The organism is Pelomonas dachongensis (assembly GCF_043555865.1).
Classification (GTDB): domain Bacteria; phylum Pseudomonadota; class Gammaproteobacteria; order Burkholderiales; family Burkholderiaceae_C; genus Pelomonas; species Pelomonas dachongensis.
Genome location: NZ_JBIGHY010000011.1, coordinates 1 through 14183, shown reverse-complemented (window position 1 = coordinate 14183; position 14183 = coordinate 1). Strand labels below are relative to the sequence as shown.

At 70.8% G+C, this 14183-nt stretch carries 12 protein-coding genes; 7 read left to right on the top strand and 5 right to left on the bottom strand.

Annotated elements, in window-relative coordinates; all coding sequences use genetic code 11:
- Positions 1 to 13: 13 nt before the first annotated feature.
- The 5 genes from ACG02S_RS22765 to ACG02S_RS22745 all read right to left on the bottom strand — a co-directional run bounded on the left by ACG02S_RS22765 (position 14) and on the right by ACG02S_RS22745 (position 6520).
- Positions 14 to 1195: an EAL and HDOD domain-containing protein gene (locus ACG02S_RS22765; protein WP_394472792.1), complete on the bottom strand. Its 1182-nt coding sequence runs from the start codon at positions 1193 to 1195 to the stop codon at positions 14 to 16.
- Positions 1196 to 1326: 131 nt separating this feature from the next.
- Positions 1327 to 2538, bottom strand: a complete 1212-nt coding sequence (gene flgL / locus ACG02S_RS22760; protein ID WP_394472791.1) for a flagellar hook-associated protein FlgL — start codon at positions 2536 to 2538, stop codon at positions 1327 to 1329.
- Between the two features lie 3 nt (positions 2539 to 2541).
- Complete coding sequence (gene flgK, locus ACG02S_RS22755) at positions 2542 to 4524, bottom strand: flagellar hook-associated protein FlgK (protein WP_394472790.1); 1983 nt, start codon at positions 4522 to 4524, stop codon at positions 2542 to 2544.
- A gap of 8 nt (positions 4525 to 4532) precedes the next feature.
- Entirely contained in the window at positions 4533 to 5411 is an 879-nt protein-coding gene (flgJ, locus tag ACG02S_RS22750; protein ID WP_394472789.1) for a flagellar assembly peptidoglycan hydrolase FlgJ, read from the bottom strand.
- Positions 5411 to 6520, bottom strand: coding sequence for a flagellar basal body P-ring protein FlgI (locus ACG02S_RS22745; RefSeq protein ID WP_394472788.1), 1110 nt, complete (start codon positions 6518 to 6520; stop codon positions 5411 to 5413). Before ACG02S_RS22745 ends, flgJ begins: the two co-directional genes overlap by 1 nt.
- A 231-nt stretch (positions 6521 to 6751) precedes the next feature.
- Here ACG02S_RS22745 and ACG02S_RS22740 point away from each other — a divergent pair, with 231 nt between their 5' ends.
- The 7 genes from ACG02S_RS22740 to ACG02S_RS22710 are packed head-to-tail and all read left to right on the top strand — an operon-like array spanning position 6752 to position 14002.
- A complete protein-coding gene (locus ACG02S_RS22740) occupies positions 6752 to 7786 on the top strand; it encodes a glycosyltransferase (RefSeq protein WP_394472787.1) in 1035 nt (344 codons plus the stop codon).
- A complete protein-coding gene (locus tag ACG02S_RS22735; protein ID WP_394472786.1) occupies positions 7786 to 8709 on the top strand; it encodes a glucosamine inositolphosphorylceramide transferase family protein in 924 nt (307 codons plus the stop codon). The genes ACG02S_RS22740 and ACG02S_RS22735 overlap by 1 nt, the downstream gene beginning before the upstream one ends.
- Before the next feature lie 50 nt (positions 8710 to 8759).
- Complete coding sequence (locus ACG02S_RS22730; protein ID WP_394472785.1) at positions 8760 to 9164, top strand: GntR family transcriptional regulator; 405 nt, start codon at positions 8760 to 8762, stop codon at positions 9162 to 9164.
- The gene (locus tag ACG02S_RS22725) at positions 9161 to 10003 is read left to right on the top strand and encodes an ABC transporter ATP-binding protein (protein ID WP_394472784.1); all 843 of its coding nucleotides are present in this window, start codon (positions 9161 to 9163) and stop codon (positions 10001 to 10003) included. Before ACG02S_RS22730 ends, ACG02S_RS22725 begins: the two co-directional genes overlap by 4 nt.
- Entirely contained in the window at positions 10000 to 11370 is a 1371-nt protein-coding gene (locus ACG02S_RS22720) for a hypothetical protein (protein WP_394472783.1), read from the top strand. Before ACG02S_RS22725 ends, ACG02S_RS22720 begins: the two co-directional genes overlap by 4 nt.
- Before the next feature lie 24 nt (positions 11371 to 11394).
- The gene (locus tag ACG02S_RS22715) at positions 11395 to 12711 is read left to right on the top strand and encodes a hypothetical protein (protein ID WP_394472782.1); all 1317 of its coding nucleotides are present in this window, start codon (positions 11395 to 11397) and stop codon (positions 12709 to 12711) included.
- Between the two features lie 34 nt (positions 12712 to 12745).
- The gene (locus ACG02S_RS22710; protein ID WP_394472781.1) at positions 12746 to 14002 is read left to right on the top strand and encodes an amidohydrolase; all 1257 of its coding nucleotides are present in this window, start codon (positions 12746 to 12748) and stop codon (positions 14000 to 14002) included.
- Positions 14003 to 14183 lie beyond the last annotated feature (181 nt).

The window sequence follows — 14183 nt, the reverse complement described above, 5'->3', positions numbered from 1 at the left end:
GACGGGATCCCGCTCATTCGAGCTGGGTGGCCTTGTGCAGCGCGCGCAGCACGCAGGCGTTGATCTCGCCAGCACCCACCATCAGCGCCTCGGCGCGCTCGCGGTAGTCGAACACCGACTCGGCCTCGATGGCGCGCACCAGCTCCAGGTAGGGCAGGAAGGGGCCGGTCTCGTCCACCAGCGCCTGGCGCACGCGCTCGGGCACGGGGATGCTCTGCAGCAGCTTCTCGAACGGTGCCTTCAGCATGTGGTCGAGCAGCGAGAACAGGCCGCAGATGAACATCTCGTCGCGCATCTCGCGCTCGTCCATGCCGCGCGCGAGTTCCTCCATCAGCAGGCCGCGGCGCAGTGCGCCGTACATGATGGGGCGCATGTTGTGGTCGGTGCAGGCCGTCGTCAGCAGCAGCGCCAGCCAGCGCTTCAGGCGCGCGTAGCCCAGCAGCATGATGGCGTGGCGGAAGCTGGACACCTGCACCGGCAGGCCGAAGGCGGCCGAGTTCATGTAGCGCAGCAGCTTGAACGCGAGGCTGGGGTCGCGCTTGAGCGTCTGCTCCAGGCGCTCGACGTCTTCGCCCTCGTCCACGCGCGACATCAGCTCCATGATGACCTGCAGGTCGGCCGCGATCTCGTTCTTGACGCCCGGCTCCGGCTGGAACACGCCGTCCGTGGGCCAGCCGATGACGGCCTGGGCGCCGGCGGTGAACGCGGCATCGACGGCCGCGGCACCCCGCAGGCCCGCACAGACCAGCCCCATGCCGGCCGGCGCGCTCTGGCCCGGCTCCAGCACGACCTGCTTGAAAACCGCCTGCACGGCGGCCGGCAGCGGCTCGCCGGGCAGTCCCTTCAACAGGCCCGAATGGCCGGCGCCTTTCAGCGCGGCGATGGCCGCAGCATGGGCGGGGTCGGCCGCAATGAAGGCGGGCACCTCGATCTGCGAGGGTTCGGCGGGCGGCTGCTGCAGCAACGCGGCCAGCAGCACCTCGCCCTGTGGGTTCAGCACCGTGCCGCCCTGAGGAAAGGCCGCGGTGAGCGCGCCCAGCAGTTCGGCGTGGTCAATGGGGGCGTCGGCGCGCAGGGGTACCAGCGTCAGCCGCGTGCCCGCGATGGCGTGCTGGCGGTCGATGACGGGGGCGTAGCCCAGTGCGACGCCGGACAGGACGGCTTGGTCTAGGGCAGCGGGGGTGGTGTCGGACATGGCGCGGCGCGGGGGGCGGTGAATGCGGCAGTCTGCCACGGCCTCCACCTGTCAGAGCCGGCAAATCGTGACAGCTTCACGCGCCGCCGTGCTGTCGCCGTGCCGCCGGCATGCGCCGGCGGTCCGCAGCGTTACCTCAGGTACTCGAACAGCGACATGCGCTGCACCATGGCGTAGGTCTTCAGCGCCGTGTCGTAGCCGGTCTGCTGGTTCTGGAAGTCGGAGATGCCCTGCACCATGTCCAGGTCCTCGGCGGCGCTGCGTTCCTCGGTGCTGTACTGCTTCAGCGCGGCCAGGCGGGTTTCGGTGCCGTCAAGGTTGTTGAGCTGCTCACCGACCTGGCTGCGCAGGTTCTGCAGGTTGCCCATCACGGCGTCGATGTCGCGGATGCGCCCGCTGTTGCTCTGCTGGATGGCGGCACTGCCGCGCAGCGGGGTCTTCAGCTCGTTGATAGCGCGGTCAAGCACGTCGAACACCTTCAGCGTGTTGGTGGCTGGCGCGATGGAGTAGTTGTCGCCGTCGACCGGTGTGCCGGTGATGGCGACCGCCATGCCGTCGAACTGGATAGCCTGGCCTGACGCGTAGCTGCCGCTGGCCACGCCGGCCCCGGTGTCCAGGTTGGTGACCGAATAGGTCTGTGCGGGCGCGGTGCCGGAGATGTCGACGCGGTAGTTCTGGCCCGTCAGCAGCGTCGGGTCGGTCACCCGGCCGCTGTCGATCCAGCCCTTGGCGGCCTGGGTTGGGTCGATGGCGTTGGGATTGGCCTCGGTGACGAAGCTGCCATTGCCGCTGCGCGCCTGCTCCCAGGCGCCACGGCCGTCCACGGTCAGCGCGAAGGATTCGAGGTTGCCGGTCGCGATGCTGCCCGCCACGCCCACGTAGCTGACTCCGCCGGCTTGGTCCAGGAACGGCGGGCTGGATGAGCCTTGGCCGGAGAACAGGTAGCCGCCGGCGCCGTCGGCCCGGTTGGCGATGGTCAGCAACTGGTCGCGCAGGCCCTGCAGCTTGTTGGCCAGGCCCTTGCGCTCGGCGTCGGAGTAGCTGGCGTTGCCGGCCGAGACCATGGTCTCGCGGGCCTGCTGCAGCAGTTCGTTGGCATCGCCCAGCGCGCCTTCGGCCAGCGTCATGCTGTTGCGGCTGGCCTCCAGCGCACGCTGGTTGGCATCGACACGGCCGATGGACGCCAGGGCGCGCTCGGCACGCGCGGCGCCGGTGGGGTCGTCGCTGGCCAGCGCAACGCGCTTGCCCGACGTCAGCTGTTGCTGCTGCTGTTGCAGCGTGTTCTGGCGACGCTGCAGATTGGCGATGGAGACGTCGAAGAGGTTGGCGGTGGAGAGTCTCATGGGTTACCTCTGAGCGATGCGCATCAGCTCGTCGAACAGCGATTGCGCCGTCTGCAGGATCTTGGCCGCGGCCTGGTAGCTCTGCTGGAACTGCATCAGCCGGGCGGCCTCCTCGTCGAGGTTGACGCCGGACTGGCCGGCGCGGCTGGCCTCGGCATCGACGGCAACGCTGGTCGACACGCCCGACAGGTAGGTGGCGCTCTGCACGCGGGCACCCACCTCGCTCATCGCTGCCGCATAGGCGTCGTTGATGGTGGTGCCGACCGTCAGGGTGCCGTCCGGCAGCAGTTGCCGGCCCACGAAGGCGTCGGCCTGGATGTTCAGAAACGCCTTGGCGTTGCCGTTGTTGGTGTTGGTGTAGCGCGTCGGGTCAATGGTGACACTGTCCCCCTCGCGCGGCACGCCGTTGGTGCGCAGCTCGAAGCCCAGGTCGATGCCCAGCTCGGGCTGGTTGCCGATGGGCTGGCCCGCCTTCCAGGTGCCGGACAGTGCCGTGCCGTCGGCCAGCGTCAGCGTGTAGGGCAGGGCCGTGGGGTTGGCCGGGTCGGCGGCGCCGAAGGTCAGCGTCATCGGCGCGACGCCGGCGCTGAAGCTCTGCTTGACGGCGTACACGCTGTCCACGGTCAGCGTGCCGGCGTTGCTCACCGAGGTCGCGGCCGTCAGCGGTGAGGCGGCGGCCAGGCCGTTGGGGCTGTCCAGCACGCGGCGCATCTCGACCGCGGCGCCGCCGACGGGCTCGATGAGGAAGCTCTCGCCAGGCGACGGTGCTGCGGGCGTGAAGCTGATGCGAAAGCCGTCGATGACGTCGCCGTCGTTGACCGAGCGGGGCTGGCCGTCGGGCAGCCGCGTCAGCTCGTAGGCACCGGGCGCCGACGAGGTCAGCTTGTAGCTGGCGGCCTGCAGCTGGCCGGCGTCGACGATCGTGGCCTGCACGCCGCTGGCGAAGCTGCCATCGGGGTTGCGCAGGTTGGTGGCGGCCGCCAGCGCGCGCGGCGCGGCGACGTTGAAGATCTGCGCGCCCGCGCCGGGCGGGTTGGACTGGTCCAAGCCCAGCGCGTTCTGGTCGTTGACGCGCGTGCCGATGGCAGCCGCCAACTGGCCCAGCAGGTTGCGGGCGTCCTGCAGGTCGTTGTTCTGGAAGGACAGCAGTGCGGTCATGGAGCCGCCGGTCAAGACGCTCTCGTCCAGCGCGCGGATGCGGCCGCCCTCGTCGAGCGCCAGGCGCGCGCGCGTGGCGTCGTAGGCATCGGTCGTGACCTGCAGTGTGGAGGCCTGGTTGCCCAGCACCAGCCGCTGGCCGCCGCCGATGAAGACGCCCATGCTGCCGTCGTCGGCGGGCAGCGTCGTCACGGCGACGTACTCGCCCAGCTGCGTCACCAGGCGGTCGCGCTGGTCCAGCAGGTCGTTGGGCGTGTGGCCCGTGCCCTGCGTGCGGGAGATCTGGTCATTGACGGTGGCGATCTGCTGCGCGAGCTGGTTGACGACGGTGACGCCGGCACGCAGGTCGCTGACGACGCCGGACTGCAGGTCGGTCAGCTGCTGGCCGGCGCTGGAAAAGCGCGTGGCCAGCTCGGTCGCGCGGCCCAGCGCCACCTGGCGCGCGGCCGGGTCGCTGGGGCGGCTGGTCACGTCCACCATCGCGTTCAGGAACTGGCTGGCGGCATAGCCCAGCCCGTCCGTGCCCGGCAGGAAGACCTTCTCCATCCTCGACAGCTGCTCGGCACGGGTGGCGTCGGCCGACGCGGTGGACTTGGACGTGGCCGCCTCCTTGGTCAGGAAGGCGTTGTGTGAGCGCTGGACGGTCTCGATGTCCACGCCCTTGCCGAAGAAGCCGGCACCGGTGAACTGGCCGGCCGAGGTGGTCATCACGACGGACTGGCGCGAGTAGCCCGGCGTGTTCGCATTGGCGATGTTCTGCCCGACGGTCTGCAGTGCCGCCTGGTTGGCGAACATCGCGCGGGCGCCGAGGGTGAGCAAGCCGGACATGTCAGTTCCTAGGCCATGGCGCGCTGGACGCGCATGGTCGTGTTGATGGTCTTCGCCAGCTTCTCGGCGTAGGCCGGATCGGTGGCGTAGCCGGCCTGCTGCAGGCCCTTGGCGAAGCCGGCGGCGCTGCCGGTCTGGGCCTGCGCGACGACCTTGGCGTAGCGGTCGTTGGTGCCGATCAGGCGTGCGTAGTCCTTGAACGCCTCGTCGTAGCTGCCGTAGGCGCGGAACTTGGCCACCACCTTCTGCGCCTTGCCATTGACGTACTCGGTGGTCTGCACGTCCACGGTCTTGCCGGTCCAGCCCGGCGTTGCCTTGATGCCAAAGATGTTGTGCGACTTGGTGCCGTCGGCGCCGACGATCTCGCGCTTGCCCCAGCCGCTCTCGTGCGCGGCCTGCGCCACCATGAAGCTGGCCGGAATGCCGGTGGCCGCCGACGCCGCCTTGGCGGACGCGTCGTGCTTCTGGATGAAGCTCTGCACGTGATTGGGAATGCCCTTGGTGGCCAGCGCCGGCAGCGCCTGCGCCAGCGTCGTCTGGCTGGCGCGCTTGACGGCCTCGGGGCTTAGGTCCTGCACGCCCATCTGGCGCTGCAGCTGGCGCTGGATGGCGTCGGACAGGCCGCCCGGCAGGCCGCTCATCTTGCCGGCGAACTGCGTGTCCAGCATCTCGGTGCCCAGCTGCGTGGCGTTGTTGTCCAGCATGCCGCTGGCCAGCGTGGACGCGCGCATGCTCTTCATGACTTCCTGCATGAAGAGCGTCTCGAACTGCTTGGCGGTCTCGCGGATGCTGGCCTTGGGGTCGCGCGACGCCTGGGCCTTCAGGCCGTTCAGGCTGTCGAGACTGCCCAGACTCTGGCCGGCAATGGATTGGAAGGAGGAGGACATCAGATCACCTCGATCTCGGCGTTGAGCGCACCCGCGGTCTTCATCGCCTGCAGGATGGCCAGCAGGTCTTGCGGGGTGGCGCCCAGCGAACTCAGCGCTTTCACGACATCCGGCAGCCGGGCGCCGGCCGGCAACTGGATCAGGCTGCCCGGCTCCTGCCGGATCGCGATGTCGGCCTTCTCCGCGACGACGGTCTGGCCGCCGGACAGCGGGTTGGGCTGGCTGATGACCGGCGTGGAACTGATCGTCACCGACAGGCTGCCGTGGGCCACCGCGCAGGCGGACAGCGTGACGGCCTGGTTCATGACGATGGAGCCGGTGCGGGCATTGATGACCACGCGGGCCGCGGCCGGCGTGGTGCTGACGTCCAGGTTCTCGACATCGGCCAGGAAGGCCACGCGCGCATCCGGGGTGGCGGGTGCCCGCACGCGCACGACGCGGCCGTCCAGTGCCTGCGCGACGCCGTCACCCTTGGCCTTGTTGATGGCCTGGGCGACGGCCCGGGCGGTCGCGAAATCGCTGCTGTTCAGGTCGAACTGGACGAACTCGCCCTGCGCCAGCGGCGTGGGCACCGAGCGTTCGACCAGCGCGCCGGCGGGGATGCGGCCCGCGCTGAGGTGGTTGATCTGCACCTTGGAGCCGCCGGCCGACGCGCCCGCGCCGGCGACGACGAGGTTGCCCTGGGCGATGGCGTAGACCTGGCCGTCCGCGCCGCGCAGCGGCGTCGCCACCAGCGTGCCGCCACGCAGGCTCTTGGCGTTGCCGATGGACGAAACGTTGATGTCCAACTGCTGACCGGGCTGGGCGAACGCCGGCAGCGAAGCCGTCACCATGACGGCGGCGATGTTGCGCGGCTGCATGGTCACGCCCGGCGGCAGGATCACGCCGAACTGCTGCAGCATCGCCGTCAGGCTCTGGCCGGTGAACGGGGACTGGGTGGTCTGGTCACCGGTGCCATCCAGTCCCACGATGAGGCCGTAGCCCGTCAACGGGTTGGAACGCACGCCGGCCACCGACGCGACTTCCTTGATGCGGGCGGCCTGGGCAGGCGGCGTCAAGGGAGCCAGCACGAGGGCGAGGCTGAGGAGGAGGGCTTGCAGGGACTTCACTCGGCCGATTCTGCGGAGGCTTGAGCCCGCGAAGCCGCTGAAAAGGCGGGTGAGCGCCCCGCATTTCCTGACCGTGAGCCGTCGCGAGGCTGGCGGGACGGGCACCGGCAAGCCCCGGTACAGCTGGCTAAAGGTTTCCGAATGTTTCCGTACGTAGATTGCGGTGCACCGAAATCGCCCAGCGCCCCGACCATGTTCTCTGCTCCCGAACCGCTCACTTTGGTTCATGTCGTGTTCTCTTCTCGCATCGCCGGCGGCGAGCGGCATTGCATCGATCTCGCCAACGCGCAGGCCGCGCTGGGCCACCGCGTGCATGTCATCGGCGCGGCCGGTTCGGCGGTGGCCGGTGCGCTGGCCTTGGGCGTGCGCTTCCACGGCCTGCGGCTGCCGCTGCTGCGCGGCCGGCGCGTGGCCGCACTGGCGCGCCGGCTGGGTGCCGACATCTGCCACGGCCACCTCGGCCCCGCCTGCAAGGCGGTTGCGTACAGCCAGCAGGGCATGCGCATCGGCACGCTGCACGTCGGCTACAAGGCCCACCACCATGGTCGGCTGGACGGTCTGGTGTGCGTCAACCGCGCCCAGCACGACAGCCTGCCGGCCGCCGGCCCGATGGCGCGCGTCATCTACAACTGGGCGCCCGAGAGCCCGGCAGCGGTGGCGGCAGCGCCCGACTTGCGCGCCGAGCTGGGCCTGGCGCCGGGCCAGCTGCTGGTGGGCAGCGTGGGCCGCCTGCACCGCAGCAAGGGCATGGACCTGCTGATCGCCGCCTTCCAGTCCCATGCACCGGCTGACGCGGTGCTGGCCATCCTGGGCGAGGGCCCCGACGAGGCGGCGCTGCGCGCACTGGCCGCGGGCGACGCGCGCATCCGCCTGCTGGGTTTCCGCAACGACGTGGACCGCGCGCTGCAGGCCTTCGACCTGTTCGTGTCGCCGTCGCGCGAGGAGGCGTTCCCGCTGGCCATTCTGGAAGCCATGCGCGCCGGCTGCCCCGTGCTGTCCACCGCCACGCAAGGGCCGCTGGAGATGCTGGCGGGTCAGCCGGCCCGGCTGGTGGCGGTGAACGACGCGCCAGCGCTGGGCCGTGCCATCGCCGAGGAGCTGGGGCGCCTGCGCGCGCTGCCCCCCGCAGCGCGCACGGTCACGTACGCCACGGCGGCGTACGACCGCGGCAACGCCGTCGCCCACACGCTGGCGTTCTATCGCGATGTGATGAGCCAGCAGACGCGGCCACTGCCGCAGCTGGACGACGATGTCGTGGCCGCCTGATGCTGAAGGCCCCCCGCAGCGATTTCTGGCAGGTCGGCATCGTGCCGCTGGCCGTGGCAGACGTGAACGCCGCCCGGCTGGCCGGCGTGCGCGACCGCATCACCTGGCTGCCCGACCCGGGCCGCTGGCGCTACCTGGCTGATCCGTTCGGCTTGGTGCGCGGCGATGCGTTGCACGTGTTCGTTGAGGCCTATGACTACCGGACCAAGCGCGCCCACATCGAGCGCCACGATTTCGGGCGGGCCGACCTGCGCTGGCGCGGCCAGGCGACGGTGCTGGCGCGGCCCTTCCACCTGTCCTACCCGCAGGTCTTCGAGCACGACGGCGAGACGTGGATGGTGCCGGAGAGCTACCAGGCGGGCGAGATCGCGCTGTACCGCGCCAGCGACGACTCGCTGAACTACTGGGAGCGCGAGTGCGCGCTGCTGCGCGGCCTGCCCGGCGCGGATGCGACGCTGGTGGAGCACGGCGGGCGCTGGTGGATGTTCTATGCGCTGGTGGGCCGCGAGCGACGCGACCAGCGCGAACTGCACGTGGCGCACGCGCCGTCGCTGACCGGGCCGTGGACGCCGCTGGCCGCCAACCCCGTGCGCGTCGCCCACGATGGCGCGCGGCCGGCGGGCCGGCCTTTCGTGGGCCGTGACGGCGTGCTGGTGCTGCCGGTGCAGGACAGCTCGACCGGCTACGGCGGCGCGACGCGGTTGCTGCGCTTCCCGGTGCTGACGCCCGAGCGTGTCGTCATCGAGGCCGGCATCGAGCGCCTGACGGGCGACCTCGCCAGCGCCAGCCATACCGCCGGCCTGCACACGTTGAGCGGCTGCGGCGACGCGCTGACCCTGATCGACGTGAAGCGCATCGACCGCTCGCGGGGCCGTCAGTGGCTGGACCTGAAACGCCGCTGGAGGCGGCTGCTGGGCACCTAAGGGACACGGCGTGTTGCCAAGTGTATTAAGTATGCAATACACTAATACACATGTCGTCGCCGGTCGCCTTTGACATCCAGCCGCAACTGGCCACGCCCATCTACCGCCAGGTGGTGGAGCAGGTGCAGCGCCTGGTGGCGGGTGGCCAGCTGAGCGCCGGGGACGAGCTGCCCAGCGTGCGCGCCGTGGCCGAGCGCCATGCTATCAACCCCATGACCGTCAGCAAGGCGTACAGCCTGCTGGAAGCCGAGGGCCTGCTGGAGCGGCGCCGCGGCGTCGGCATGGTGGTGGCCGCCCAGGCCCAGCCGGCCGCGGCCGGCACGGACCGGCTCGCGCTGCTGCAACCCGCGCTGCAGGCGCTGGCGCAGCAAGCCGGGCAACTAGGCATCCCGCCAGAGCAGGTCTTGCAGGCCCTCGCTCGCGCCCTTCAACCCGACTCCAAGGACCGCCCATGACCGCCGCCATCGAGGCCCGCCAGCTCAGCCTGCGCAAGTCTGACAGCCAGTGGAGCGCGGCACGCCCGCTGCTGCTGGGCCCCGTCGACCTGCGCGTCCCGGAAGGTGCTGTCGTGGGCCTGGTGGGCCGCAACGGAGCCGGCAAGAGCACGCTGATGCGCTGCCTGCTGGGCCTGCAGACGCCCGACGGCGGCGAGGCCCGGCTGCTGGGCGAGCCCAGCCTGACGCTAACCGACGCGGTGCGCGAGCGCCTGGGCTACGCCGCGCAGACGCCTGATCTGTTTGCGCGGTTGAACGGGCACGAGCACCTGCAGGAGATGGCCGCCGTCTACCCCGGCGTGCATCTGCCTGACGCGCTGGCGCTGGCGGCGCGCCTGGACCTGCCGCTGGGCCGGCGCGCCGATGCGCTGTCGCTGGGCGACCAGCAGAAGCTGGCCGTGGTGCTGGCGCTGGCCCACGACCCCGACCTGCTGCTTCTGGACGAGCCGGTGGCCAGCCTGGACCCGATCTCACGCCGCGACTTCATGCGAGCGCTGTTCGCACTGCGCCGTAAGCCCGCGCCGCGCACGGTGCTGGTGTCCAGCCATTTGCTCAGCGACCTGGAGCGGGTGGTCAGCCACGTGCTGTTCCTGCGCGAGGGCCGGGTGCAGCTGTTCATCGAGTGGGACGAGGCGGTCGAGCACCTGCGCTGCGTGTCCGCCCGCGAGCCCGACCCGACGGGGCTGCACTGGAGCGCGGCGCAGGGCGGGCAGCTGCTGGTGGACGCGCGCCAGCGCCCGGACGCCGCAGGCTTGGCCGGCCTGGGCATGGAAGACCTGCTGGAGGTGCTGAACACATGAATCCGGCTGCGCGACAAACCCCGTACTACGCCGCGGCCAGGCGGCTCGGCGCCGCGCTGCCGTGGCCGGATCTGCCCTTCGTCACGTGCGGGCTGCCCGCCGCCGGCAGTCTGCTGGTGCTGATCGCAGCGGGCCTGGCCATCCTGGCCCCGCGCCATGTCGGCATTGCATTCCCGCTGCTGTGGGGGCAGGCGCTGTTGTTGGCTTACGGGGCGAACCGCAGTGCCGCTGTCGCGCATGAGCGGCTGCTGCCATGGGAGCGCCGCGTGGCGCCGCTCGGTTCGCGGGAAGTCGTGCGCGGCTGGCTGCTGAGCCGGCTGGGGCAACTGGGGGGGCTCGGCGCCGCCGGCCCGCTGGCGCTCGGGGTCGTGCTGGACGCGCATGCTGGTGAAGTGCAAACGCTGCCCGGCGTGGCGGCGCTGCTGGCGGCCAGCCTGTGCGGCGGCCTTGTGCTGGGCCTTGGCTGGTGCGGTCGCGCGCCGCGCTGGCTGGTCGTGCCGGCTGCTGGTGTGCTGGCGCTGCTACTGCGGCCAAGCGGCGTCGAAGCGGTCGTGCGTGGCGAGCCGCTGGTGTCGCTGCTCGTCATCGGCGCTGCCGGGCTGGCCGGCGCTGCGCTTGTGCGGGCCGATGCGTTGCGCGTGGTGGCGTCGCCGCTGCCCCGACCCCGGCTGCCGGCCCGGTGGCGGCGGAACTGGCTGACCAACTGGCTGTTCCACTGGCGCAGCTTGCCGATGCGCAACGCGGCGGGCGAGCCTTTGGTCCGGCACACCGTGGCGGCCGCCGTGGGCTTCTTCTTTCAGAGCCAAGTCCTGCTGATCGCCCACCGCATGGGCTGGCTCGCGTGGGGGCAGCCGTTTGGCGATGTCGTGACCGTGGCGTGTGGCGGTTTGTGCCTGTTCATCCTTGCTACCGCGGCCGCGTTGCACCTGAGTGCCCCGTCGCTGCATTGGCGCCACCGGCTGGCGCCGCGAGGGCTGACGACGCGCCGCTGGGTGCGCCAGCTGGTGTGGGGCTCGCTGCTCACCTATGCCCCCGCGGGCCTCTTGATGCTGACCATCTGGCTGCGGCGCGACCCGGCTGTCGATGCCGGCTTCTGGGCGTCCGTGCTGGGCGACCTGATGCTCACCAGCAGCGTGGCTCTCTGGTCGCGTGGCTGCAGCGATGGCCTGCTGGATAACCTGCGCCGCCTGCTCGGCGCTGCGCTGGCCGCCGTGGCGATGCTGTGCGGCCTGAATGCGCTGGGCCTCACGCCCCAGCGCGGCGCGGTGTGGCTGATGGTGCAGGCGGGCCTTGTCGGGGTGATGACGATCCTGGCGTTGCGTGCCTGGGCGCGGCGTGACATCAACGCGCTGGCGTGCAATGGCTGAAGCCCTGCTGAAGGAGTTGGCTCCATGAACGCGACAACGCGCCCCGCCCGCTACGCCAGCGACGAGTCGTTGCCGGCGTCCGATCTGCCGGTATTCACCCGCCTGCTGCCAGCCCTGGTCAGCGGCCTGGCGCTGGCGCCGGCCGCGCTGGCCTACGAGTTCCCCGGCCGGATGGACCGCCTGGCAGTGACGGTGTGCTGGCTGCAGACGCTGCTGCTGGTCATCGGCGCGGTGTCGCTGGCCACGTCGGCGCACGAGCGGCTGCACCGGTGGGAAGGGCGCATCGCACCGGCGGCTGCCCACGCGCGGGCGCGTGCCCGGTTGCTGCTTGACCTGGGCTGGATGGGCAGCATCGGCCTGTCCGGGCCGCTGGTGCTGGCGGCGGTGCTGGACCTGCAGTCCGGGGGCGTGCGCCTGCTGCCCGGCGTGGTGGCGCTGCTGTCGTGCGGGTTGTGCGCCGGTCTGGCGATGGGGCTGGCCTGGCAGGGGCGTGCGCCGCGATGGCTGCTGCCCCCGGCGCTGCTGGTGCTGGCAGCGCTGGCGTTGCCGCACAGCATGCAGGCGCTCAGCCACCGTACGCCGCTGCAGTCGCTGCTGTTGCTGGGGCTGGCCGGCGTGACAGCGTTCTGGCTTTTTTCGCACCGGTCGCTGGTGCGCCGCGGGGCGCCGCTGCCGCAGTGGAACCCCATCCCGGCGCTGCGCCGGCTGCCGAGCCGCGTCTGGCGCATGGTGCCGATGGGCGAGAAGAAGACCCGCGCGCTGCCGTTCACGATGTTCGTCTTCGTGCCACAGTTCCAGATGCACGCCGAGCGCGTGCGGTGGCTGGACTGGGGCCGCGCCTATGACACCGTGCCCGCCGCGCTCGGCTACGGGCTGTGGCTGTCGCTGCTGAGTGGCATGGCCTGCGTGTGGCTGATTGCGCCTCCGCTCCACTGGCGGCAACGGCTGGCCCCTGGCGGCATGAGCGCGCAGCGCTGGGCACTCCGGCTGGTGTTCGGCTCCATGCTGTTCATCGCCGCCTGGCTCAGCCTCGGGTTGTGCATGGCGCGGCTGACCCAGCCGGTCCACGTCGGCAACTGGGCCGCGGCGATGGGCGATGCGCTGCTGGCCGTGGCAGTGGCTGCCTGGCTGCGCGGCCGCCGCGGCAACACCTGGCGCGGGCTCGGCATCGTCCTCGCGCTGGGCGTGGTGGCCGCGCTGGCCATTGCAGTGACCTCCTGGCTTGGTCTGACACCACAACGCGGCGCCGTCTGGCTGGCGATTCAGCTGGCGCTGACCGTGCCTGTCGCGCGAGCCGCGATCCGTGCGTGGGCGCAACAAGATTTGAACTTGATGGCTTGAAAACCCGTGCCGAACTGGGGCAAGCTGTCCCACCATGCCATTGACTGCCGAGATCGACGCCGCCGCTGCCGCCCTACAAGACCAGGTCATCGCCTGGCGGCGGGACCTCCACCAGCACCCCGAGCTGGGCAACCGCGAGTTCCGTACCGCTGCGCTGGTGGCCGAGCACCTGAAGGCGCTGGGCTTCGACGACGTGAAGACCGGCGTGGCGCACACCGGCGTCGTCGGATTGCTGAAGGGCGGTCTGCCGGGCGGGGTCGTCGCGCTGCGTGCCGACATGGACGCGCTGCCCGTCACCGAAGAGGTCGACCTGCCGTTCGCGTCCAAGACCCGCGCGGTCTGGAACGGCGAGGAGGTCGGCGTCATGCATGCCTGCGGGCACGACTGCCACGTCGCCATCCTGATGGGCGTGGCCAGCATCCTGGCCGGGCTGCGCGCGCAGATCCCGGGCAGCATCAAGTTCATCTTCCAGCCCGCCGAGGAGATGCCGCCCGAAGGCGAGGAGGGCGGCGCGGCACTGATGATCAAGGAGGGCGTGCTGGAGAGCCCCACGCCCAGCGCCATCTTCGGGCTGCACGTCACGTCGCGACAGCCGGCCGGCGTCATCGGCTACCGGCCCGGGCCCACCATGGCCAGCAGCGACAAGCTGAAGATCACCGTGCTGGGCAAGCAGACCCATGGCGCGGCGCCTTGGCTGGGTGTGGACCCTATCGTCACATCCGCGCAGATCGTGCTGGGCTTGCAGACCATCGTCAGCCGCACGCTGGACCTGAACCGCGAGCCGGCCGTCGTCACCATCGGCGCCATCAAGGGCGGCGTGCGCGAGAACATCATCCCGGACTCGGTGGAGATGCGCGGCACCATCCGCAGCTTCGACGAGGGCATGCGCGATGCCATCCACGAGCGAATCACGACGCTGGCCGAAGGCATCTCTACCGCGTCGCGGGCGACGTGCAAGGTCTGCATCACGAAGAACTACCCGGTCACGCGCAACGACCCGGTGCTGACGGAAAAGATGGTGCCCACGCTGACGCGCGTGGCGAGCACCGGTCCGCGGCCCATGGGTATCGAGGTCGTGCCCAAGGCGACCGGCGCGGAGGACTTCTCGTTCTTCCAGCGCCTGATCCCGGGCCTGTTCTTCTTCGTCGGCGTCACGCCGCCGGACATCGAGCCCGCCAAGGCCTTCTCCAACCACTCACCGCGCTTCGTCGTCGACGAGCGCGGGCTGGAGGTGGGCGTGCGCGCGCTGGCGAACCTGGCCGTGGATTACCTGGGATCTGTCAAGGGTTGAGTGGCTTCTCAGGCTGGTTGCTGCCGCTCGCGGCGCACTTGCGACCGACTGCTATGTGCCCATAGCAGCCGCCCACCGCGCCACATCGACCAACGCTGGATGGCTGGCTGCCAACATCCATTTTTAATGGTTCGATGGCCGCTGCCGCTGGTACCGGCTATTCGACGCTCCGCTGGCTGAG